This window comes from Saccharothrix longispora, from assembly GCF_030852425.1.
Lineage (GTDB): Bacteria > Actinomycetota > Actinomycetes > Mycobacteriales > Pseudonocardiaceae > Actinosynnema > Actinosynnema longispora.
In genome coordinates, this window is the sequence record NZ_NSDM01000006.1 from 311,744 (window position 1) to 333,841 (window position 22,098).

General features: G+C 73.7%; 21 protein-coding genes. 11 read left to right on the top strand and 10 right to left on the bottom strand.

What is annotated here, in order from left to right:
• Positions 1 to 49 precede the first annotated feature (49 nt).
• Positions 50 to 1,438 (bottom strand): PP2C family protein-serine/threonine phosphatase, encoded by a 1,389-nt coding sequence (locus tag CKY47_RS16725; RefSeq protein ID WP_306746742.1) that lies wholly within the window; start codon positions 1,436 to 1,438, stop codon positions 50 to 52.
• 95 nt (positions 1,439 to 1,533) lie between these two features.
• On the opposite strand from CKY47_RS16725, the gene CKY47_RS16730 reads away from it, so the two are divergent.
• Complete coding sequence (locus CKY47_RS16730; protein WP_371320678.1) at positions 1,534 to 5,991, top strand: HAMP domain-containing protein; 4,458 nt, start codon at positions 1,534 to 1,536, stop codon at positions 5,989 to 5,991.
• Between the two features lie 38 nt (positions 5,992 to 6,029).
• On the opposite strand, the gene CKY47_RS16735 is transcribed toward CKY47_RS16730, so the two are convergent.
• Positions 6,030 to 6,341, bottom strand: a complete 312-nt coding sequence (locus tag CKY47_RS16735) for an STAS domain-containing protein (protein WP_306746743.1) — start codon at positions 6,339 to 6,341, stop codon at positions 6,030 to 6,032.
• A 149-nt stretch (positions 6,342 to 6,490) separates the two neighbouring features.
• Between CKY47_RS16735 and CKY47_RS16740 the strand changes: the two genes are divergently transcribed.
• Positions 6,491 to 6,877, top strand: coding sequence for an ATP-binding protein (locus CKY47_RS16740; RefSeq protein WP_306746744.1), 387 nt, complete (start codon positions 6,491 to 6,493; stop codon positions 6,875 to 6,877).
• Between the two features lie 83 nt (positions 6,878 to 6,960).
• Entirely contained in the window at positions 6,961 to 7,188 is a 228-nt protein-coding gene (locus CKY47_RS16745; RefSeq protein ID WP_306746745.1) for a hypothetical protein, read from the top strand.
• Positions 7,189 to 7,298: 110 nt separating this feature from the next.
• Here the strand turns inward: CKY47_RS16745 and CKY47_RS16750 are convergent, their stop codons facing one another.
• Positions 7,299 to 7,499, bottom strand: a complete 201-nt coding sequence (locus tag CKY47_RS16750) for an antitoxin (RefSeq protein WP_306746746.1) — start codon at positions 7,497 to 7,499, stop codon at positions 7,299 to 7,301.
• A 308-nt stretch (positions 7,500 to 7,807) separates the two neighbouring features.
• Between CKY47_RS16750 and CKY47_RS16755 the strand changes: the two genes are divergently transcribed.
• On the top strand, positions 7,808 to 10,618 hold the full coding sequence (locus CKY47_RS16755; protein WP_306746747.1) for an AfsR/SARP family transcriptional regulator: 2,811 nt from the start codon (positions 7,808 to 7,810) through the stop codon (positions 10,616 to 10,618).
• A gap of 352 nt (positions 10,619 to 10,970) precedes the next feature.
• On the opposite strand, the gene CKY47_RS16760 is transcribed toward CKY47_RS16755, so the two are convergent.
• The 5 genes from CKY47_RS16760 to CKY47_RS16780 form a co-directional block, all read right to left on the bottom strand.
• Positions 10,971 to 12,590 (bottom strand): S8 family peptidase, encoded by a 1,620-nt coding sequence (locus CKY47_RS16760; RefSeq protein ID WP_306746748.1) that lies wholly within the window; start codon positions 12,588 to 12,590, stop codon positions 10,971 to 10,973.
• 68 nt (positions 12,591 to 12,658) lie between these two features.
• Positions 12,659 to 13,276, bottom strand: coding sequence for a hypothetical protein (locus CKY47_RS16765; RefSeq protein ID WP_306746749.1), 618 nt, complete (start codon positions 13,274 to 13,276; stop codon positions 12,659 to 12,661).
• Positions 13,269 to 13,709: a DUF4383 domain-containing protein gene (locus CKY47_RS16770; protein ID WP_306746750.1), complete on the bottom strand. Its 441-nt coding sequence runs from the start codon at positions 13,707 to 13,709 to the stop codon at positions 13,269 to 13,271. Before CKY47_RS16770 ends, CKY47_RS16765 begins: the two co-directional genes overlap by 8 nt.
• Positions 13,710 to 13,725: 16 nt before the next feature.
• Positions 13,726 to 14,136, bottom strand: coding sequence for an STAS domain-containing protein (locus tag CKY47_RS16775; protein ID WP_306746751.1), 411 nt, complete (start codon positions 14,134 to 14,136; stop codon positions 13,726 to 13,728).
• On the bottom strand, positions 14,133 to 15,059 hold the full coding sequence (locus CKY47_RS16780) for a Ppx/GppA family phosphatase (protein WP_306746752.1): 927 nt from the start codon (positions 15,057 to 15,059) through the stop codon (positions 14,133 to 14,135). Before CKY47_RS16780 ends, CKY47_RS16775 begins: the two co-directional genes overlap by 4 nt.
• 98 nt (positions 15,060 to 15,157) lie before the next feature.
• Here CKY47_RS16780 and CKY47_RS16785 point away from each other — a divergent pair, with 98 nt between their 5' ends.
• Positions 15,158 to 15,961 (top strand): SDR family NAD(P)-dependent oxidoreductase, encoded by an 804-nt coding sequence (locus CKY47_RS16785; RefSeq protein ID WP_306746753.1) that lies wholly within the window; start codon positions 15,158 to 15,160, stop codon positions 15,959 to 15,961.
• A gap of 155 nt (positions 15,962 to 16,116) precedes the next feature.
• Here CKY47_RS16785 and CKY47_RS16790 read toward each other — a convergent pair whose 3' ends face one another.
• Positions 16,117 to 16,239, bottom strand: a complete 123-nt coding sequence (locus CKY47_RS16790) for a hypothetical protein (RefSeq protein ID WP_306746754.1) — start codon at positions 16,237 to 16,239, stop codon at positions 16,117 to 16,119.
• Positions 16,240 to 16,290: 51 nt separating this feature from the next.
• On the opposite strand from CKY47_RS16790, the gene CKY47_RS16795 reads away from it, so the two are divergent.
• From CKY47_RS16795 to CKY47_RS16820, 6 genes are all read left to right on the top strand, one after another.
• On the top strand, positions 16,291 to 16,674 hold the full coding sequence (locus CKY47_RS16795) for an SRPBCC family protein (RefSeq protein ID WP_306746755.1): 384 nt from the start codon (positions 16,291 to 16,293) through the stop codon (positions 16,672 to 16,674).
• Positions 16,675 to 16,684: 10 nt separating this feature from the next.
• Entirely contained in the window at positions 16,685 to 17,185 is a 501-nt protein-coding gene (locus CKY47_RS16800) for a GNAT family N-acetyltransferase (RefSeq protein ID WP_306746756.1), read from the top strand.
• A 39-nt stretch (positions 17,186 to 17,224) separates the two neighbouring features.
• On the top strand, positions 17,225 to 18,148 hold the full coding sequence (locus CKY47_RS16805) for an anti-sigma factor RsbA family regulatory protein (protein ID WP_306746757.1): 924 nt from the start codon (positions 17,225 to 17,227) through the stop codon (positions 18,146 to 18,148).
• An 82-nt stretch (positions 18,149 to 18,230) separates the two neighbouring features.
• Positions 18,231 to 18,962, top strand: a complete 732-nt coding sequence (locus CKY47_RS16810) for an alpha/beta fold hydrolase (protein ID WP_306746758.1) — start codon at positions 18,231 to 18,233, stop codon at positions 18,960 to 18,962.
• Positions 18,963 to 19,044: 82 nt separating this feature from the next.
• Positions 19,045 to 19,692: an HAD family hydrolase gene (locus tag CKY47_RS16815; RefSeq protein ID WP_306746759.1), complete on the top strand. Its 648-nt coding sequence runs from the start codon at positions 19,045 to 19,047 to the stop codon at positions 19,690 to 19,692.
• Between the two features lie 8 nt (positions 19,693 to 19,700).
• Positions 19,701 to 20,657: an LLM class F420-dependent oxidoreductase gene (locus tag CKY47_RS16820; RefSeq protein WP_306746760.1), complete on the top strand. Its 957-nt coding sequence runs from the start codon at positions 19,701 to 19,703 to the stop codon at positions 20,655 to 20,657.
• Between the two features lie 16 nt (positions 20,658 to 20,673).
• On the opposite strand, the gene CKY47_RS16825 is transcribed toward CKY47_RS16820, so the two are convergent.
• Entirely contained in the window at positions 20,674 to 22,056 is a 1,383-nt protein-coding gene (locus tag CKY47_RS16825; RefSeq protein ID WP_306746761.1) for a serine/threonine-protein kinase, read from the bottom strand.
• Positions 22,057 to 22,098: the final 42 nt, after the last annotated feature.

A 22,098-nucleotide genomic window follows, 5' to 3' on the forward strand; every position in this document is an offset into this window, starting at 1 on the left:
CCGCGCGGAAGTCCGGAGTGGACCGGGCGCGGCGCGGGCGATCGGGTCCCTAGTCCTCGGCCTGGAGCACCAGCAGGGTCAGGTCGTCGTGCTCCGCCTCGCCCAGCCACCCGAACACCACGCGGCGCAGGCGCTCGGCCACCGCCTCGGCCGGCAGGCCCGCGCAGTCGGCCAGCGCGTCCTTCAACCGGGCGTCGCCGAACAGCTCCTGCCGGTCCCCGGCCTTGCGCGCCTCGGTCACGCCGTCGCTGAACAGCAGCAGCGTCTCCCCCGGCGCGAGCAGCACGGTCGTCTGCTGGAACCGCACCTCGGGCAGCACGCCGACGATCCCGCCGTGCACGGCGATCTCCTCGACCCGCCCGTTCCCGCGCAGCACGAGGGGCGCCGGGTGGCCGCCCGCCGCGAGGTTCAACCGCAGCCCGCCCGCCTGCACGGGCAGCATGGTGCCGACCACGACGGTCGTGAACAGCCGGCTGCCGGCCGCGCGCAGGGCGGCGTTGAGCAGGTGCAGCAGCCGCGCGGGCCGCTGCTCGACGAGCAGCAGCGTGTGCAGGCTCTGCCGCACCCGGCCGCTGTGCACGGCGGCCTCCAGGCCGTTGCCCGCCACGTCGCCGAGCGCGAACGCCGCGCTGCCGTCCTCGCGCGGGTGCACGTCGTAGAAGTCGCCGCCGATCATCGCGGTCCGGTGGGCGGGCTCGAACACCCGCGCCAGCCGCACGCCCGGCACGTCCGGCAGCGGCGCGGGCAGCAGGTTCGCCCGCAGCACCTCCACGGTCCGCTCCCGGTCGGCGAACCGCGTGCTCACCTCCACGGCCGACGACGCGCGGTCGGCGAACCGCCGGAGCAGCTCCAGGTCCCGCCCGCCGAAGCACACGAGCGCGCCGCCGTCGGTCAGCCGCACGGCCACGCCCTCACCCGACCCGCCCCACGGGCCGTCATCCGAACAGGTGATGTCGGCGTGCTCGACCAGTCCGTCCAGGACCGCGTCCAGCCCCGCCGCGCCGGCGACGACCTGCCGCGTGGTGCGGACCACGACGACGTCGCCGGCGGGAGTCCGCCGCCACCACTCCAGCCTGCCCCGCCGGCCCGGCAGCACGACCGCGGTGTGCTCGGCGGGCGCCATCTCGACGACGGCGCGCAGCGCGTCGGCCCGGTCGGTGAGCACGGAGAACCGGCGCACGGCCCGTTCCAGGTAGTCCTCGGACCTCTCGTACCAGGCGGTCCAGCCCCCGCCGAGGTCCTGGCCGCGGCCGCGGGGCGCGGGCAGCACCGACCCCGGCCGCGCCTCGGGGAAGAGCACGGCCGCGAGGGGGTTGACCAGCCGGACGACGCCGTCGGGGTCGAGCACGACCACGGCTTCGCGGAAGCCGTCGACGAGACGGCGCCACGCGTCGAGGTCGAGGCCCGTGTCGGCGCCTTGCCGGTAGCCCTGGGCCATCACGGCTCCTGTGTGTCGGGTCGACCCAACCTATCGGACAAGCCGCCACCAACAGTGGCAGGCTTGGCGCAGTTCCGCTGACATCGGAGGCACGAGTGACGACCGCCCAGGACGACACCGACGTGACCCTGGCCCGCCTGCTCACCGCGATGCGGGAGATGAGGGACGGCAACTTCCGCCGTCGCCTCGTCGTGCCCGCGGCGGACGGGCACCGCAACGGCGTGGGAGCCGAGCTGGCCGAGGTCTTCAACGAGATCGCGGAGCGCAACCAGTGGCTGGTCGGCGAGCTGGTGCGGGTGCGCCAGTCCGTCGGCCAGGAGGGCAGGCTGAGCGAGCGGCTCGCGCCGAGCACCGGCACGGTCGGCTGGGAGATGGCCGCCGACGCGGTGAACGGCCTGATCGACGACCTGACCCGGCCGACCGCCGAGCTGAGCCGCGTGCTCGCCGCGGTCGCCGAGGGCGACCTGTCGCAGGAGATCGTGGTCGACGCGCGCGGCGACGTGGCCACGCTGGTGGAGAGCTTCAACTCGATGACCGACACGCTGCGCACGTTCGCGGGCGAGGTGACGCGCGTGGCGCGCGAGGTCGGCACCGACGGCCGGCTCGGCGGCCAGGCCCAGGTGCCGGGCGTGGGCGGCACCTGGCGCGACCTCACCGACTCGGTCAACTTCATGGCCGACAACCTGACCAAGCAGGTGCGGTCGATCGCACAGGTCACCACGGCCGTCGCCCAGGGCGACCTGACCCAGAAGATCACCGTGACGGCCGCGGGCGAGATGCTGGAGCTGAAGGAGACCGTCAACACGATGGTCGACCAGCTGTCGTCGTTCGCCGACGAGGTCACCCGCGTCGCCCGCGAGGTCGGCACCGACGGCCGGCTCGGCGGCCAGGCCCAGGTCACCGGCGTCGCCGGCACCTGGCGCGACCTCACCGACAACGTGAACTCGATGGCGAACAACCTGACCAACCAGGTCCGCAACATCGCCCAGGTGGCGACCGCCGTGGCGCAGGGCGACCTGACCCAGAAGATCACCGTGGACGCGCGCGGCGAGATCCTCCAGCTGAAGTCGACCATCAACACCATGGTCGACCAGCTCTCCTCGTTCGCCGACGAGGTCACCCGCGTCGCCCGCGAGGTCGGCACCGACGGCCGGCTCGGCGGCCAGGCCCAGGTGCCGGGCGTGGGCGGCACCTGGCGCGACCTCACCGACTCCGTCAACTTCATGGCGGGCAACCTCACCGACCAGGTCCGCAACATCGCCCAGGTCACCACCGCCGTGGCGCAGGGCGACCTGTCGCAGAAGATCGACGTGGACGCGCGCGGCGAGATCCTCCAGCTCAAGACGACGATCAACACCATGGTCGACCAGCTGTCGTCGTTCGCGGCCGAGGTGACGCGCGTGGCGCGCGAGGTGGGCAGCGACGGGCGGCTGGGCGGTCAGGCGCAGGTGCCGGGCGTGGCGGGCACGTGGCGCGACCTCACCGACTCGGTCAACTTCATGGCGGGCAACCTCACCGACCAGGTCCGCAACATCGCCCAGGTGGCCACGGCGGTGGCGCGGGGCGACCTGACCCAGAAGATCACGGTCAACGCGCGGGGCGAGATCCTGGAGCTGAAGTCGACCATCAACACGATGGTCGACCAGCTCTCCTCGTTCGCCGACGAGGTCACCCGCGTCGCCCGCGAGGTCGGCACCGACGGGCGGCTCGGCGGCCAGGCCCAGGTCACCGGCGTCGCCGGCACCTGGCGCGACCTCACCGACTCCGTCAACTTCATGGCGAACAACCTGACCGCGCAGGTCCGGTCGATCGCCCAGGTCACCACCGCCGTGGCCCGCGGCGACCTGTCGCAGAAGATCACCGTGGACGCGCGGGGCGAGATCCTCGAGCTGAAGTCGACCATCAACACGATGGTCGACCAGCTCTCCTCGTTCGCCGACGAGGTCACCCGCGTCGCCCGCGAGGTCGGCACCGACGGCCGGCTCGGCGGCCAGGCGCGGGTGCCGGGCGTGGCGGGCACCTGGAAGGGCCTGACCGACAACGTCAACGTCATGGCGGACAACCTGTCCACGCAGGTGCGGTCGATCGCCGACGTGGCCACGGCGGTGGCGCGCGGCGACCTGTCGCAGAAGATCACCGTCGAGGCCAAGGGCGAGGTCGCCGCGCTCGCGGACACCCTCAACGGCATGGTCGACACGCTGCGCGCGTTCGCCGACGAGGTCACCCGCGTGGCCCGCGAGGTCGGCACCGAGGGCATCCTCGGCGGCCAGGCGCGCGTGCCGAACGTGGCCGGCACGTGGAAGGACCTGACCGACAACGTCAACTCGATGGCGAACAACCTGACCAACCAGGTGCGCAACATCGCCCAGGTCACCACCGCCGTCGCGCTCGGCGACCTGTCCAAGAAGATCGACGTCGACGCCCGCGGCGAGATCCTGGAGCTCAAGACCACCATCAACACCATGGTCAACCAGCTGTCGTCGTTCGCCGACGAGGTCACCCGCGTCGCCCGCGAGGTCGGCACCGAGGGCAAGCTCGGCGGCCAGGCCGAGGTCGAGGGCGTCTCCGGCACCTGGAAGCGGTTGACGGAGAACGTCAACGAACTGGCCGGCAACCTGACCCGGCAGGTGCGCGCCATCGCCGTCGTCGCCACCGCGGTCACGGCGGGCGACCTGACCCGCCAGATCACCGTGGACGCGTCCGGCGAGGTCGCCGACCTCAAGGACAACATCAACCGGATGATCGGCAACCTGAAGGCGTCCACCCGCGCCAACCAGGAGCAGGATTGGCTCAAGACCAACCTGGCCCGGCTGTCCGGCCAGATGCAGGGCCACCGCGACCTCAAGGCGATGGCGTCGCTGGTGATGAGCGAGCTGACGCCGCTGGTGTCCGCGCAGCACGGCGCGTTCTTCCTGGTGGACGGCGAGTCCGAGGTGCTGGAGCTGACCGCCGCCTACGGCTGGTCACCGCGGGGAGGGCGGCCCGCGCGGTTCGCCCGCGGCGAGTCGCTGGTCGGCCAGGTCGCCGTGGAGAAGAAGACGGTGCTGGTCACCGACGTGCCACCGGGGTACCTGGAGGTGAGGTCGGGCCTGGGGTCCGCGCCGCCGTCGAACCTGGTGATCCTGCCGATCGTGTTCCAGGGCGAGACGCTGGGCGTGATCGAACTGGGGTCGTTCGGCGAGTTCACCGAGGTCCACCTGGACCTGCTGGACCAGCTGAAGGAGAGCATCGGCGTCAACCTCAACACGATGCTCGCCAACGCCCGCACCGACAGCCTGCTGGCCGAGTCGCAGCGCCTGACCGAGGAGCTGCGGGCGGGCTCGGTGGAGTTGGAGGCGCGGGCGCGGCAGCTGTCGTCGGCGTCGAAGTACAAGTCGGAGTTCATGGCGAACATGTCGCACGAGCTGCGCACGCCGTTGAACAGCCTGCTGATCCTGGCCAAGCTGCTCGCCGACAACCTCGACGGCAACCTCAACCCCAAGCAGGTCGAGTTCGCCCGCACCATCCACTCCTCCGGCACGGACCTGCTCCAGCTGATCGACGACATCCTGGACCTGACCAAGGTCGAGGCCGGGCACATGCAGGTGCAGACCGACCCGATGCGGGTGTCCGACATCGTGTCCTACGTGGAGGCGCTGACCTCACCGCTGGCGGTGGAGAAGGGCCTGGACTTCGAGATCGTGGTCGACCCCGACGTGCCGACCACGCTCCACACCGACGAGCACCGGCTCCAGCAGATCCTGCGCAACCTGCTGTCCAACGCGGTGAAGTTCACCCACACCGGCGAGATCAAGCTGCGCATCCGCCTGTTCGAGGGCTCGGTGGCGTTCGACGTGCAGGACACCGGCATCGGCATCCCGGCGGAGAAGCTGTCGGTGATCTTCGAGGCGTTCCAGCAGGCCGACGGCACGACGTCGCGCAAGTACGGCGGCACGGGCCTGGGCCTGTCGATCAGCCGCGAACTGGCGACCCTGCTGGACGGTCGGCTGGACGTCCGCTCCGAACCCGGCGTGGGCTCGACGTTCACCCTCTACCTGCCGCTGGGCGAGCAGGGCTCGGTGCCGCCGGTGGTCGTCGAGCCGGAGTCCCTGCCCGAGCTGCTGAGCCCGGTCGAGCCGACGCCGGAGTCGCTGGTCGCCCCGACCGAGCTGCCCCCGCCGCCGATGCGCTTCCACGGCGAGAAGGTGCTGATCGTCGACGACGACCTGCGCAACGTCTTCGCCCTCACCAGCGTGCTGGAGCTGCACGGGCTCCAGGTCATCTACGCCGACAACGGCATCACCGGCGTGCGCGCCCTGGAGCAGTACGACGACGTCACGTTGGTGCTGATGGACATCATGATGCCGGAGCTGGACGGCAACGCGACGATGGCCGCGATCCGCGCCATGTCCCGCTACGCCGACCTGCCGGTCATCGCGGTGACCGCGAAGGCCATGAAGGGCGACCGCGAGAAGTCGTTGGCCTCGGGCGCGACGGACTACGTGACCAAGCCCGTGGACACCGAGCACCTGCTGCGGCTGATCGCGTTCTACCTCGGCGTCGAGCAGGACTGACGCCGCTCCGGGCGGGCGCGGGCGGGAACACCCCGGGGTCAGGCGGTCGCGGACTCCACGGTGTCGTGGATGTGCATGACCTCGGTCAGCTCGGTGAGGCGGAACAGCTTGTGCACCGCCGGCTGCAACGCCGCCATCCGGAACTCCCCGCCCGTGCCGTCCAGGCGCCGGTGCCAGTCGAGCATCAGCGACAGGCCGGTGGTGTCCATGAACGGCACGCCGCTCAGGTCGACCACCACCTGGTCGGCCGTGCTCTCCTCCAGGAGGTCGGACAGGGTCGGGACGCTGTCCGCGTCGAGCTCGCCCGACACCGCGACGACCGTCCAGCCATCGCGTACCTCACTGCGCACCTGCAACTCCATGGGGCCCGAGCCTAGGCCACCCGACCGCGCCGGCGGTGCGGCCGATGGTGCGGCGCGTCGTCACTCCTCCCGACCAGTGGGTGATCCGGGCGGTAGGTGTGCGACGATGCGGTGACGGCCGATCAACGGGAGCGGATGTGCGCAACGAGCCAACGGCGCCGGTGGCCGTGACGCTGCCCGCCTCCGCGGCGTCGTCGGCGCACGCCCGGCAGGTGGTGGCCGACGCCGCGAAGGCGTGGGAGCTGTCCGAGGACGTGGCGGAGGACGCCGCGCTGGTGGTGACCGAGCTGGTCTCGAACTCGGTGGACCACGCGATCGGTCCGGTGGACCTGACCGTCTCGCGCACGGCGACCGGCCTGCGCGTCGAGGTGGGCGACCGGTCCCCGGCTCAGCCCCGACCGCAGCCGGTCCGGGTCGACTCCTCCCGGGGACGGGGCCTGATCATCGTGGCCGCCCTGAGCACGGCGTGGGGCACCGAGCCGACGCCGACCGGCAAGGTCGTCTGGGCCGAGCTGTCCGACTGACCCACCGCGCCGCTTCGGGCCGAAGGCGTTCCGCGTCCGGTCGGCGGGTTACCCGACAAGGTGACACCGAGCGAGGAGGTCACGTGTCCACCAGCGAAGCCGGTCAAGTGACCGGCACCCAGGACAAGGACTACAACATCATCTGGTTCGTCGAGGCGTGCCTGAGCGACGCGCTGCGCCTGGAGGGCTGCATCGCCGACGCCGAGCGCACGGGCGACAGCGAGTTGGCCGACTTCTTCCGCCGCGCGCAGACCGAGAGCCGCAAGGACGCCGAGCAGGGCAAGCAGCTGCTGGCCTCGCGCCTGTCGTAGGGACGCGCGGGGATCACGTGGAGGAGGGCCGTCCCGTGCGGGGCGGCCCTCCTCCACGTCACCCGGACCTCGTGGGTCACCGGACCTCGTGGCTCACCGGGCGGCGCGGCTCACCGGTCCTCGGCGAAGCGGTCGAGGCCCTCCTTGGCCTTGTCCGTGCCCTGCTGGACGTGCTCCGAGTGCCGGCCACCGGTCTTCTCGTCGATGAACTGCCCGGCCTTGTCGACGCCCTGGTCCGCCTTGTCGCCGTGCTGGCCCAGCGCGTCCTTGGCCTTGTCCTTCAGCTCGTCGAACCTGTCCCCGATACCCATGTCCGCTCGAACCTCCTCGCCGGCGCGTCCCGGGTGGACACCCCGCACCGGGGTACCCGCGTCGACGCCGCGGACCTCCGACTCACCCGAACGAGTGAGGCCGGAGGTCGGGCGTTCCCCGGTCGGCGGCCCGTCGGCCGCGAGCGCGTCTGTGGAAGGCTGGGGTGAGGCGACCCGCTCCCCCACGCTGACGGGTCGCCTCGACGTGAACTGTGCACGAGCGATCGTGTGAACCGCTTGCACCTTCCTGCAACGCGCAGATGGGGGGCGGGCGCAGGTGGGCTGGGGTCCGGAGCGCAGGGGGTGTTGTGGCGGTCGAGATCGGCCTGCTCGGCGAGGTGGCGGCACGCGTGGACGGCCGTGCGGTGGACCTCGGACCGGCGCGGCAGCGGTGCGTGCTGGCCGCGCTGGCCGTCGACGTCGACCAGGTGGTGTCCGCGGACCGCCTGGTGGAGCGGGTGTGGGGCGCCGACCCGCCGAGGCGGGCGCAGGCGACGCTGTCGAGCTACGTGTCGCGGCTGCGGCAGGTGCTGGGCGGGACCGTGAGCCTGGTGCGCCGGTCCGGCGGCTACGCGCTGGTCGCCGAGCGGACCGCCGTGGACCTGCACCGGTTCCGGGACCTGAGGTCCCGGGCGATGACCGCCGCCGGTGACGACGCGCGGGCGCACGAGCTGCTGGCCGCCGCCGCGGGCGTGTGGCGGGGCGAGGCGCTGACCGGGCTGGGCAGCGCGTGGGCCGCCGCCGAGCGCGACCGGCTGCACCAGGAGCGGTTCGTCGTGGAGTGCGACCTGACCGACGTGCGGCTGCGGCTGGGGCAGGGCGAGCAGCTGGTGGCGGAGCTGTCGCTGCGGGCCGCCGAGCACCCCCTGGACGAGCGGGTCGCCGGGCAGTACCTGCTCGCCCTGTACCGGGGGCGTCGCGCGGCCGACGCGCTGGAGCACTACCAGCGGTTCCGCGTGCGCCTGGTCTCCGAGCTGGGCGCGGACCCCGGCCCGGCGCTGCGGGAGCTGCACCGGCGCATCCTCAACGCCGACCCCGCGCTGCTGCCCGCCCCGCCCCGCCCCGCGCCGACCGCCGCGCCCCCCGCGCCCGTCCTGCCCGTCGTGACGCCGCGCCAGCTGCCGGCCGCGCCGACGTCGTTCGTGGGCAGGCACGACGAGCTGGCCGCGCTGGACGAGAACCTGGACCGGTCGTCGCGGACGGTGGTCATCTCGGCCATCGCCGGGTCGGGCGGCATCGGCAAGACGTGGCTCGCGCTGCACTGGGCCCACCGCTACGCCTCACGCTTCCCGGACGGCCAGCTGTTCGTGGACCTGCGCGGGTTCGGCCCGGACCGGCAGCCGATGGACCCGTCCGTCGCGATCAGGGGCTTCCTGGACGCGCTGGGCGTGGAACCCGGCCGCGTCCCGGTGGCTCCGCACGCGCAGGGCGCGCTGTTCCGGTCGCTGGTGGCGGACCGGCGGCTGCTGATCGTGCTGGACAACGCCGTGGACACCGCGCAGGTCGCCCCCCTGCTGCCGGGCACCGACTCGTGCCTGGTGCTGGTGACGAGCCGCAACCAGCTCAGCGGCCTGATCTCCGGGCACGGCGCGGAGCACGTGGCGCTCGACGTGCTCGGCGACGACGAGGCGCGGCGGCTGCTGGCCACCCGGCTGGGCCCGGCCCGGACGGCGGCCGAGGCGAGCGCGGTGGACGAGCTGGTCCGGCTGTGCGGCGGCCTGCCGCTGGCGCTGAGCGTCATCGCGGCGCGGGCGCGGATGAAGCCGGACGTCCCGCTGGGCGCGCTCGCCGCCGAACTGCGCGACCTGGGCCTCCGGGCGCTGGACGACGACCCGGCGGCCGGCATCACCACCGTGCTGTCCTGGTCGCACCGCGCGCTGACCGCCGAGCAGGCGACCGCGTTCGGGCTGCTGGGCCTCGCCCCCGGGCCGGACATCGACCAGCACGCCGCGGCGAACCTCACCGGCCTGGAGCCGTGCCGCGCGCTGGCCGTGCTTCGCGACCTGGAGCAGGCGTCGCTGGTGGCCCGTGACGCGCGCGGCCGGTACCGGATGCACGACCTGGTGCGCCGCTACGCCGCCGAAACGGCGCGGCGCGACCTCGACCCGGCCGACCTCGACGCCGCGCTGCACCGGGTCGTGGACTTCTACCTGCACACCGCGCACACCGGGCACCGGGCGCTCGACCCCGCCGCGACACCGGTGGACGTGGCACCGCCCGCGCCGGGCTGCCACCCGCTGCCGCTGGCGGACGACCTGGCCGCGGTGGCCTGGTTCGACGCCGAGCACGGCTGCCTGCTGGCCGTGCAGGACACGGCCGCCGCGCTCGGCCGGTGGACGGTGGTGTGGCAGCTGGCGATGGTGATGACGTCGTTCCACGTGCGCCGCGGCCACCTGCACGACAACCTGCGGCTGTGGCGGGGCGCGCTGGCCGCGGCCGACCGGGACCCCGACCCGGCGACCCGCGTCCTGGTGCACCGCAACGTCGGCTTCGCCCACGCCAAGGTGCACCGGCACGAGGAGGCGATGCGCCACCTGGACCGGGCCGTCGCGCTGGCCGGGGCCACCGGTGACGGGTTCCTGCTGGCGCACACGCACATCGCGCTGGCGTGGGCGTGGGAGCTGCACGACGACGTGCCGCGGGCACTGGAGCACAGCCTCAAGGCGCTCGACGTGCTGCGGGCAGGCGACAACCGGGCGCGGGAGGCGGTCGCGCTGAACATGGTGGGCTGGTACTACGCGCTGCTCGACGTGCCGGACCGGGCGTCCGAGCACTGCCGGGCGGCGCTGGCCCTGCACCGGGCGCACGGCGACCGCAACGGCGTCGCGGCCACGCTGGACAGCCTCGGCTACATCGCCCGGAGCGCCGGTCGGCACGAGCAGGCCCTGGAGTGCTACCAGGAGGCGCTCGGCCTGTTCCGCGAACTGGACCACACCTACGGCGCGGCCGAGGCCCTGGAGGGCATCGGCCACCCGCTGGCCGCCCTGGGCAGGCCCGACGAGGCGCGCGCTGCCTGGGTGGAGGCGGCGGGGCTGTTCCGCTCCCAGCGGCGCGACGTCCTGGCGGCCCGGGTGGAAAGCCGACTCGCCCGACTCGACCACCTGCCCCAGCAGGTCTGACCCCCCTCCCGCGAGTCGTACGTCCAGACCGCGCGAGTCGTACGTTCAGGTCGCGCGAGTCGTACGTTCAGGACTGCCGAGTCGTACGTTCAGGACTGCCGAGTTCTACGTTCAGGCTCGTTGCCTACTCGCGGGTGAAGAACTCAGGCGTCCTGAGCGTAGGACTCATCGGACCTGGACGTACGACTCGCGCGACCTGGACGTACGACTCGCGCGGTCCGGACGTACGACTCGCGGCGGGTGTTGAGCAGTTGCTCGGTGAGCCCGGGCCCGGGTCCCGCACGACGTCGGTGGTGGACAGGTGGAGGACCACCGGTCGGCGCGACATCGGTTCCTCCGCGGGGGCGGGCACTCAGAAGCTGATCGACCAGCCCTCGATGACGCCGGTGTCGTAGGTGTGGACGTCCTTCACCCGCAGCTTCCACGTGCCATTGCGCTCCTCCGCCGAGGTGTCCGCGGTGAACGTCTCGTGGATGCCGTCGGACGAGTTGGGCCCGCCCGCCCCCCGCAGGGGGAACACCGCGCCGCTCGGCCCCACCAGGTCGACGGCCAGGTCCGCCGTGTACGGGTGCGCGATGTCGACCTCGACCGGCGTCGACGCCGTGCCGCGCCCGGCGCAGGCCGAGATCGTGATCGACGACGTCACCGCCTCGCCCGCGTCCGGGATCGCCACGTCCTCGGTGTTGGCACCGCCCTCGCACGCGGGGTCGTCGCCACCGCCGATGAACGCGGTGTTGAGCAGCTTGTTCGGCGACCCCGAGCCGGGGCCCCGCACGACACCGGCGCTGGCGTTGTCGGTCAGCGCCTTGACGACCGCGGCGGGCGTCGCCGAGGCGGCCGAGGGGTTGGCCGACAGGTACAGCGCCGCCGCGCCCGCCACGTGCGGCGTGGCCATCGAGGTGCCGCTGATCGCCCGGGTGCCGCCGTTGTTCCACGTCGAGGTGACGCCCGTGCCCGGCGCGAAGATGTCCGTGCACGAGCCGTAGTTGGAGAACTCGGAGCGGTCGTCCGAGCTGTCCGTCGCGTTGACGGTGATCGCCTCGGGCGTGCGCGCCGGGGACGAGGAGCAGGCGTCGCGGTTGTCGTTGCCCGACGCCACGACGGTGGTCACGCCCGCGGCGACGAGGCGCTTGACCGCGCTGTCCACAGTGGAGTCGGCGGCGCCGCCGAGGCTCAGGTTGGCCACCACGGGCCCGGACGCGTCGCGCGCCACCCAGTCCACGCCGGCGATGATCTGCGACCACTGCCCGGAACCCTGGCAGTCGAGCACCCGCACACCGACCAGCTTCACGCCCTTGGCCACGCCGTAGGTGGCCGATCCGATGGTGCCCGCGACGTGCGTGCCGTGGCCGTTGCAGTCCTGGGCGGTGGAGTCGTCGTCGATGAAGTCGTAGCCGTCGACGGCCCGGCCGCCGAAGTCGGCGTGCGCCTTGTGGACGCCGGTGTCGATGACGTACGCGGTCACGTCCGGCGCGGTGTTCGGGTAGGTGTACTTCGAGTCCAGCGGCAGCTTCTCCTGGTCGACGCGGTCGAGGCCCCACGTCGGGTCGTCCTGCGTGCCGGTGGCGCGCGCGACGGCGTCCTGCTCGACGTACTCGACCGCCGGGTCGGCGGCCAGGAGGCGGGCCCGCTCCTCGGGCATGGTGACGGAGAAGCCGCGGACGGTCGCGGTGTACGTGTACCGGACCTCGCCGTCGTAGCGGACGCCGAGCTGCCCGGACAGGAACTGGGTCTGCTGCGCGGTGGCCGCGTCGTCGCGCAGCACGACGATGTAGCTGTCCTTCACCGCGCCGGGCTTGCCGATGCCCAGCACGGTGCCCTCGGGTTGCCCGGTGCCCTCGGACTGCCCGGTGCCGCGGCCCGCGCCCGCGAGGAGCAGGGCTCCCGCCGCGAGGCAGGCGGTGAGGACCCGGGTCGAGCGGGCCCGTGCCCGGCGGGGTCCGGGGCGTGGTTCGCGACGGGTCCTCGTCATGCACCACGTCTACCCGGGCATGGGGCCCGCCACGCTCCTGGAAGGGTCGCCTGATCAGGGTAAACAGCTCACTCGATCAGGGCACCGCGCCCGCTCCTGCTCCCCCGGTACGCCCAGTCGCGCAGACGCGCGAGCGCGGCCGGCGCGAGCTCGACGCCCGCGGGCAGGTTGTGCACCGGGTCGAACGCCGGGGGGCCGACGGCCTCGGTGCAGGGGCGCACGACCAGCGTGCCGACCGGCCGCCACGGGCCGCTCACCTCCAGCCCGAACCGCAGCGCGTCGGGCATCGCGTCGAGGTCGGCCGCCCCGGTCTGCCCCGGCTCGGGAACGGCCGCGAGCCACACGACCCGGCCGTTCGAGCGGAACGGCGTGACGCTGCCGTAGCGGGCACTCGACCAGGTGCGGGCGGGCCTGGGCACGACGCGGGCGGACGACGTGGACAGCAGCACGTCCCACGGGCCGGGCAGCTGGAACGCCATCCCGAGCACGTCGGGCAGCCCACCGGGGGTGCCCGCGCCCTTGGAGAGTCGCACGGCCACCTCGGTGGCCCCCTCGGGCAGTGGCAGGGCCGGGTCGAACGTGGCGGTCAGGGTGCCCGCGCACCACCGCCCACGCGGGTGGAAGGCGCGTGCGCCGCCGCGGGCCCGGGCCACCGCGCGGAACGCCGACGCGAACCGCTCACGCACTGCGGGCCACCGGACTGCTCTTGAGGCCGAGGCCGAGCGCGACCATGCCCACGCCGAGCCCGAGGTGCAACCAGTCGTCGGCGGCGTTGAGCGGGACGAAGTCGGCGGCGCTGCCCTTGTCCACGACCAGCCCGTAGAACCACAGCACCAGGTACACCGCGCCGCCGCCGATCAGGAAGCCGCGCGCGCCGGGCACGGTGCGCGCCGCCAGCAGGCCGACCGCGCCGAACAGCAGGTGCACCAGGTTGTGCAGCACGGACACGTGGAACACGCCCAGCAGGTGCGCCCCCGAGTCCGGTCCGGCGAACGCGATCCGGTCCAGGTGGGCGGTGATCCCCGGGACGAACCCGAGCACCCCCACGAGCAGGAACACGACCGACACCGCGATCGCCGCCGCGCGCACCGGGTGCGGCACGTGCGTGGTGGTGCTCATGCGCAAGCCTCCTGGGTCACCTCGCCTGGGACGGTGGTCCCGGCTCGGCTACCCGCGCCGGCGGCGGCGAAACGGCACGACCGGTGGCCGCCGACCCCACGTCCGGGTAGCGCGGGAACAGCCGGTCGAGGTCGGTGCGCTCGAACACGCGCCGCACGTGCGGCGGCACGGCGGCCAGCCGCAGCCAGCCGCCGGCGCGCTGCGCCCTGGCCCGCGTGCGCACCAGCGCGCTCATCGCCTGGGCGCCGCAGAACGCGACACCGGACATGTCGAGCACGATCCGGTCCCGCCCCTCGGTGACCAGGCGGTCCAGCTTGTCGAGCACCCGGCGCGCTCCGGCCAGGTCCAGCTCCCCGGTCGCCACCACCACCGCGCACCCCGTCCGATGGGCCTCGACCGACAGCGCCAGCATCGCCGTTCCCCTCATGCCACCCGGCTGTACTCGTCATCGGCCTGCGCGCCCAGTTCGAGCAGCAGCCCCTCCCTGGTGGACCAGGGGCAGATCTCCACCACGTCGTGGTCGGTGGCCACCATCAGCGCCTCGGCCACCAGCGCCCCGGCCAGCGACTGCTCGGCGCGGTGCCGCGAGATGCCCGGCAGCCGGGCGCGCTTCGGCGCGGGCACCCGGGCCAGCCTCGGCACCCAGTGGCGCAGGTCGTCCAGGCGCAGCGAGCGCGGCACGTACGGCCCCTCGTGCTGGGGGCGCGCGCCGGTGAGGCGGGCCAACTGCTGGAACACCTTCGAGCAGGCCACCGCCCGGTGGTCCGCCGGGGACACGTCGACGACCACGTCGTCCAGGGCGGCGCGAACCCGCTCCAGGACCTCGTCGCGGTCGACGACGAGCCGGCGGGTCAGCGTGCGGGCGCCCAGCGGCAGCGACCGGGTCAACGTCGGCGTGCCGCCATCGCCCGCGGCGACCTCGACCGTGCCGCCGCCGACGTCGAGCACCAGCAGCGGGCCGGCGCCCCAGCCGAACCAGTGGCGCGCGGCCACGTACGCCAGGCGGGCCTCCTCGTGGCCGGGCAGCACGCGCAGCACCGTGCCGGTGCGGCGGGCGACCTCGGCGATCACCTCGTCGGCGTTGGGGGCGTCGCGGATCACGGAGGTCGCGAACGGCACCACGTCGGTGACGCCCTCGCGCTCGGCGATGACGCGGACCGCGCGCACGGCGGCCACCACCTTGTCCACGCCTTCGGGGACCACCCGGTTGTGCCGGTCGAGGAGCCGGTCGAGCCTGAGTCGGGTCTTGTGCGAGAGGACCGGCCGCGAGGGCGAACCGTCCACCACCACGAGATGAGCGCTGAAACACCCGACGTCGAGCACACCCACCTGGGCTCGTCTTCCGGGCATCCGTCACCGCCTATCGCTTCTGAGTGGCAGTGGGGGGTGCCCACTGTGAGTACGAGTGAAACCGGATTGGGTGACTTGACTCAGGGTAATCGTGCTTCATGGGTACCACGGAGAACCGACCGCTGGCAGTGGTGACGGGCGCGTCGAGCGGCATCGGGCTGGAGTTGGCGAGGGTGTTCGCGGCCGAGGGCTTCGACCTCGTCGTGGCGGCGGAGAACCCGGCCGTCGAAGAGGTGGCGCGGAAGCTGTCGACCGACGGGGCGCGGGTGGAGGCGGTGCGCGCCGACCTGGCCTCGTACGACGGCAACGAGGACCTGGTGGCGGTGGTCGAGCACCTCGGGCGGCCGGTGGACGCGCTCGCCGTGAACGCGGGTGTCGGCGTCGGGGGCGACTTCGTCGACGACAGCGACCTGCGCGCGCACCTGCGGGTGGTGGACCTGAACATCGCCTCGGCCGTGCACCTGGCCAAGCGGCTCGTGCCGCCGATGGTGGAGCGCGGTACCGGACGGGTGCTGTTCACCTCATCGGTGGCGGCGACCGGGCCCGGTCCGTTCCACTCCGTGTACGCGGCGTCGAAGGCGTTCGTGGCGTCGTTCGCGCAGTCGCTGCGCGAGGAGCTGCGCGACAGCGGCGTCACGGTGACCGCGCTGATGCCGGGTCCGACGGACACGGACTTCTTCCGCCGCGCGGGGATGGAGGACACCAAGATCGCGACCGGTCCGAAGGACGACCCGGCGGACGTGGCGCGCGAGGGCTTCGACGCGCTGATGGCGGGCAAGGACCACGTGGTGGCCGGCTCCCTGCGCAACAAGGTCCAGGCCGCGACGAGCCGCGCCCTCCCCGACCCGCTCAAGGCCCGCGCGATGCGCACCCTGACCGAACCGGGCAGCGCCACTCCCTGACCCGAGTGTCCGACGTCCGGTCCCGAGAGTCCAACGTCCAGGACATCCGGGTTCTACGTCCAGGAACATCGCGTCACCGCCGATCCGACCTGGGTGTGGAACTCCCTGAGCCCGGACGTCGGACTCTCGGGGCCCGGGGGGTTTGGACTCTCGGGTCAGGAGGGGGCCGGGTCGTCGCCGATCGCCTCCCGGTACTCGTCCACCTCCTGGGGCGTGGGGTCGATGGGCGCCTCTTCGGCCAGTTCGTCCGGGTCCACCGGCTCCTCGGCTGTCGTCATGGCGCCCGGTTACCCGGTGTGCGGCGCGCCGAACGGGGTAACCGACAGGTCGTGACCATCCACGCCCGACGAGACGTCCCCGCCCTGCCCGACCTGGTCTTCAACGCCGCCGCCGACCCCTCGCGGCTGGCGTCGTGGCTGCCCGGCCCCCACGAGGTGGTCGGGCGCTCCGACGACGTGCTGATCCTGCGCGGGGGCGGGAGCGTGGACGAGGGGCAGCGCCAGGTGCAGTTGGCCGCCGACTACGACCGGCTGCTGCTGACCTGGGAACCGCTGGCCGACGAGGGCTGCCGGGGCGAGCTGCGGGTGTCGCTGGCGGGTGCGGCGGGCAGCGTGGCCGAGCTGACCGTGGACGGCTGCCCCGACGAGCAGTTCGCCGCCCGCTTCCTGGAAGCCCTCGCGAACGAGGTTGAGCAGAACCTGACCGCCGGCTGATCATCCCGGGGTGGACATCCGCCCCGCCCGCCCGGACGAACTGCCGCTGCTGCCCGAGGTCGAACGCGCCTCCGGCGAACCCTTCCGCGACCACGGCATGCCGGAGGTCGCCGACGACGACCCGATGCCGCTGAGCACCCTGGAGCACCTGCGCGTGTGGGTCGCGGTCGACCCGCACCCGGTCGCCTGGGTCGCCGTGGCGGAAGTCGAGGGCGCCGCGCACGTGGAGCAGGTCAGCGTCTACCCGGGCCACGCCCGGCGCGGCATCGGCGCGGCCCTGCTCGACGAGGTCGGGCGGTGGGCCGCCGAACGAGGCCTCACCGCGCTCACCCTCACCACCTTCCGGGACATCCCGTGGAACGCGCCCTACTACCGGCGGCTCGGGTTCCGCGAGGTCACCGACCCGTCTCCCGGTCTGCGCGCGGTCGTGGCGGCGGAAGCGGCACGCGGGCTCGACCCGGACACGCGGGTCTGCCTGCACCGTCCGCTCGGCCGGGATCACCGGGGGTGATACTGGACGGGTTGACCCACACCGTCCGGAGGTTGCCCGGTGGTCGATTTCGCGCACGAGGCGCTGCTGTACCGCGACGACGAGCAGTACCTCGCGGGAGCGGTGCCGTTCGTGCGCGACGGCCTGAACGCGGGCGAGCCCGTGCTGGTCGCCGTGCCGAAGCGGGGCATCGCGCTGCTGCGGGGCGCGCTGGGCGCGGAGGCCGACCGCGTCGAGTTCCTCGACATGAAGCAGGCGGGGCGCAACCCCGGCCGCATCCTGCCCGGCGTGCTGGCGGCGTTCGCCGACAACTCGTCGGCCGCGCGGGTGCGGATCGTCGGCGAGGCGGTCTGGCCGGAGCGCACGGAGCTGGAGTACCCGGCGTGCGTGCAGCACGAGGCCATGGTCAACACGGCGTTCGAGGACCGCCCGGCCTGGATGCTGTGCCCCTACGACGCGACCGCCCTGGCCCCGCACGTCGTGCGCGAGGTCGAGACCACCCACCTGACGGTGGTGGAGGACGGGCGGCGCAGGTCGAGCACCGGGTACCGGGAGCCGTTCCTCACCGCCGAGGAGTTCAACCGGCCGCTGCCCGAGCCGCCCGCGGACGCCACCGCGCGCCGGTTCGACCTGGACTCGCTGGCCGACGCGCGGCGGCTGGTCGCCGGGTTCGCCAACGCGACCGGGCTGTCCGCCGACCAGGTCGAGGACCTGGTGCTCGCGGTGAACGAGCTGACCACGAACAGCGTGGTCCACGCGGGCGGCTCGGGCACGTTGCTGGTGTGGCGGGAGGGCGGCGTGGTGGTGTGCGAGGTCCGCGACGCGGGCAGGTTGACCGACCCGATGGTCGGCCGGAACAACCCGGGCGCCCACACGCCCGGCGGTTACGGCGTGATGCTGGTCAACCTGCTGTGCGACCTCGTCCGGGTGCACACGGGCGGCAGCGGCACGGCCATCCGCGTGTACGTCGGCCCACCGGCCTGAGGCCGCGGCCGGACCGGCCGCGGAGCGCGCTCCGCGCGCGGGTGTGGGCGCTACGTCATCGGCGCCCGGCACAATCGACCGGGTGACTCCCGCACTCCTCCTCGCCCACGGTGCCGGCGGTACCGTCCGGGCCAACTTCAGCCCGCTCATCCCGATGCTGTCCCGCAAGCGCAAGGTCCACGCGGTGGACTTCCCCGGTTCCGGGACGACCCCGCGCGCGACCGGCCCGCTGCGGCTCGACGACCTGGCCGACCGGCTCGTCGTCGCGGCCGACGGCGAGGAGCGGTTCGCGGTGGTCGGGTTCTCGATGGGCTGCGCGGTGGCGGTGAACCTCGCCCTGCGGTACCCCGAACGGGTGAGCGCCCTGGTGCTCACAGCGGGGTTCGCGCGCATCGACGACGAGACCCGGGTCCGGATGCGGGAGTGGCGGCGCCTGCTGGCCGGCGACCGGGCCGACCTCGCCCGCTTCCTCGTGCCGGCCGCCGTGGGCGAGCCCACGCGGCGGCGGATGACCGCCGAGCAGCTCGACGGGTTCCTGGAGCTGGTCGCGCTGACCGTCCCGCCCGGTTCGGCCGAGCAGGTGGACCTGGTGGAGCGGATCGACCTGACCGGCGAGCTGCCGGCGCTGGACGTGCCGACGCTGGTCATCGGCACCAAGCACGACCGGATGATCACGCCCGCCACCACGCGCCGGCTGGCCGACCTCGTCCCGGGCGCCCGGTGGGCCGAGCTGGACAGCGGCCACGCCCCGGCCGTGGAGGCGCCCGCCGCCTGGGCCCGGTTGATCGAGGACTTCCTGGACGACGTCGGCTGACCCGGGGAGACCGACCCGAGGCCGATCCGGGGAGGCCGACCGGGGCGGTTTGCCCGTGCTCCGGTCGGGTTAACCCGGGTCAATGACCAACACGCTGGTCCTCGACGTCGACGGGACGTTGGTGGACACCAACTTCCACCACGCGGTCGCCTGGTTCCGCGCCTTCCGCCGCTTCGACATCACGATCCCCACGTGGCGGCTGCACCGCGCCATCGGGATGGGCGGGGACAAGCTGGTCGCCGCCGTCGCCGGCGAGCACGTGGAGCGCGAGCGCGGCGACGACCTGCGGGCGGCGTGGGAGGCCGAGTTCGAGCCGATGCTGGACGAGGTCCGCCCGCTGGAGGGCGCGCACCGCCTGGTCTCCGCCGCCCTGGAGCAGGACTTCGCCGTGGTGCTGGCCAGCTCGGGCAAGCGCGGGCACGTCGACCGCTACGTGAAGCTGATCGACGCGCCCGACGTGGTGTCCACGTCCTCCGACGACGTCGAGGCGAGCAAGCCCGCGCCCGACCTGATCGAGGTGGCCCTCGGCCGGGTCGGTGGCGACGGGCGGGCCGTGGTGATCGGCGACTCGGTGTGGGACTGCGAGGCCGCCCGGCGGGCCGGGTTGCCCGTGGTGTGCGTGCGCACGGGTGGTTTCGGCGAGGCCGAGTTGCGGGAGGCCGGCGCGTCGGCAGTCTACGAGGAACTCGACCGGTTGCGGGCGGACCTCACCGACCTGCCCATGGCGTAGGAGGAACCGTGCGGATCGGCTACACCCTCATGACCGAGCAGGCCGGGCCCCGTGACCTGGTCCGGCACGCCGCGCTGGCCGAGCAGGCCGGCTTCGACTTCGAGGTGATGAGCGACCACTACTCGCCCTGGCTGGACGAGCAGGGGCACGCGCCGTACGCGTGGAGCGTGCTGGGCGCGGTCACCCAGGCCACCCGGCGGGTCGAGCTGATGACGTACGTGACGTGCCCGACGATGCGCTACCACCCGGCCGTGGTGGCGCAGAAGGCCGCGACCGTGCAACTGCTGTCGGACAACCGGTTCACCCTCGGCCTGGGCGCGGGCGAGAACCTCAACGAGCACGTCGTGAGCCGCGGCTGGCCTCCGGTGAACGTGCGGCACGAGCTGCTGCGCGAGGCCGTGGAGATCATCTCGATGCTGTTCGACGGCGGGTACGTCAACTACTCGGGTGACCACTTCCGGGTGGACTCGGCGAAGCTGTGGGACCTGCCCGACCAGCGCGTGCCCATCGCGGTGGCGGTGTCGGGCTCGCAGTCGGTGCGCACGTTCGCACCGATTGCGGACGCGATGGTGTCCACCGAGCCGAACCCCGAGCTGGGCAAGGAGTGGGACGTCTTCCAGAGCAGGGGGTCGCGCAAGATCGGGCAGCTGCCGATCTGCTGGGACCCCGACCGGGACCGGGCGGTGGCGCGGGCGCACGACCAGTTCCGCTGGTTCGCGGGCGGCTGGAAGGTCAACGCCGAGCTGCCGGGCCCGGCCGGGTTCGCGGGCGCGACGCAGTTCGTGCGACCGGAGGACGTGGCGGGGCAGATCCCGTGCGGGCCGGACGTCGAGCCGATCGTCGAGGCGGTGGCGGAGTTCCGCGAGGCCGGGTTCACCGACCTGGCGCTGGTGCAGATCGGCGGCGACCACCAGCAGGAGTTCCTGGACTTCGCCAAGGGCGAACTGCTGCCCGCCCTGCGCTGATCCGGCCGGCGCCGGTTCACCCCTGGCTGTTCTCGTTGCCCCTGCTCCTGCCCGGCGGGACCACCGGGGAGCTCGGGTTGGCCGTCCGCTCCGCCCTGCCCGTGGGCGGCGCCCCGGTCTGCGGGGCCCCCTGCGCGGCCGGCGTGGTGGGCACCGCTCCCACGACCGTCGTGGGAGGCGACCCGGGCGCGGGCGCCGACGGGGTGGCGCCGGTACCGGCCGGGTCGTCGGCGCCCGCGGGGTCGTCGGCGCCCGCGGGGTCGTCGGCACCGGTCGGGTCCTGGGCGCGGGCCGGGTCCTGGGCGCGGGCCGGGTCGCCGTCGTCGGGCGTGGTGCCGTCGGTGGCGGGCGGGACCACGGCGACCTCGCGCACGCTCGTGGGGGCCACTCCCCCGCCGGGGTGGCCGACCTCCCCCTCGGGTCCGGTCGTGCCCAGCAGGTTCACCGCGGTCAGCGCCACCAGGGCCGCCGCGGCCGCCGCCGCACCGCCCAGCAGCACCCGGTTGGCCGGTCGGCGCAGGCGGTGCGCGGCGGGGCCGGACTTGGGCCGCGCGCCCCCGGCGCCGGGGGCGGTCAGCGGCGGGACGCCGTCGCTGCCGCGCTCGGCCAGGGTGAGCAGGCGTTCGCACTCGGCGGCGGTGGGCCGGTCGGCCGGTTCGGGCGCGGTCATGGCGGTGAGCACCGCCGGCCACGGGTCGGGCAGGTCCGCCGGGACGCGCGGCGAGCGGTGCAGCCGGGCCAACGCGGCCTCGGTGTCGCCGCCGGGGTACTCGGGGCGGCCGGTCAGGCACTCCAGCAGCACGAGGCCGAGCGCGTAGACGTCGGAGGCGGGCGACACGTCGGCACCGCGCACCTGCTCGGGCGCGAGGTAGCCGGCGGTGCCGACCAGGACCCCGGAGCGGGTCACCCGGGTCACCTGCGCCTGGAGCGCGAGGCCGAAGTCCGCGAGGTACGCGCGCCGCCCGGTCGGGTCGAGCAGGATGTTCGACGGCTTCACGTCGCGGTGCACGACACCGTGGTCGTGCACGTGGGCCAGCACTCCCGCGACCTGCGCGCCGACGTGGGCCACGACCGCGGGCGCGAGGGGTTCGCGCATCCGGCGGCGCAGCGTGCCGCCCTCGACCGGCTGCATGACGAAGTACGGCCGGTCGCGGTGCACGCCCGTGTCGTAGACCTCGACCAGGCCGGGGCAGCTCAGCTCGCCCAGCACCCGCGCCTCGCGGTCGAGGCGGATGCGGTCCTCGTCGGCCGCCTGGCCCAGGAAGAACTTGACCGCGACCTTGCGGTCGAGTTCCACGTCCCTCGCCCGGTACACCTCGGCCATGCCGCCGGAGCCGTACAGGGTGCCCAGGGCGTACCTGCCGCCGATCACCTCGCCGGTCAGGTCACCGTCCCACATCCGGTCGATCCTCCACCGCGTCGACGCCGACCCTCGGAACGG

Excerpts from the sequence above, each read along its gene's own strand:
- CKY47_RS16725 (WP_306746742.1), bottom strand. The coding sequence starts at position 1,438 with ATGGCCCAGGGCTACCGGCAAGGCGCCGACACGGGCCTCGACCTCGAC.
- CKY47_RS16750 (WP_306746746.1), bottom strand. The coding sequence starts at position 7,499 with ATGGGTATCGGGGACAGGTTCGACGAGCTGAAGGACAAGGCCAAGGAC.
- CKY47_RS16760 (WP_306746748.1), bottom strand. The coding sequence starts at position 12,590 with ATGACGAGGACCCGTCGCGAACCACGCCCCGGACCCCGCCGGGCACGG.
- CKY47_RS16770 (WP_306746750.1), bottom strand. The coding sequence starts at position 13,709 with ATGAGCACCACCACGCACGTGCCGCACCCGGTGCGCGCGGCGGCGATC.
- CKY47_RS16775 (WP_306746751.1), bottom strand. The coding sequence starts at position 14,136 with ATGAGGGGAACGGCGATGCTGGCGCTGTCGGTCGAGGCCCATCGGACG.
- CKY47_RS16780 (WP_306746752.1), bottom strand. The coding sequence starts at position 15,059 with ATGCCCGGAAGACGAGCCCAGGTGGGTGTGCTCGACGTCGGGTGTTTC.
- CKY47_RS16785 (WP_306746753.1), top strand. The coding sequence starts at position 15,158 with ATGGGTACCACGGAGAACCGACCGCTGGCAGTGGTGACGGGCGCGTCG.
- CKY47_RS16790 (WP_306746754.1), bottom strand. The coding sequence starts at position 16,239 with ATGACGACAGCCGAGGAGCCGGTGGACCCGGACGAACTGGCCGAAGAG.
- CKY47_RS16815 (WP_306746759.1), top strand. The coding sequence starts at position 19,045 with ATGACCAACACGCTGGTCCTCGACGTCGACGGGACGTTGGTGGACACC.
- CKY47_RS16825 (WP_306746761.1), bottom strand. The coding sequence starts at position 22,056 with ATGTGGGACGGTGACCTGACCGGCGAGGTGATCGGCGGCAGGTACGCC.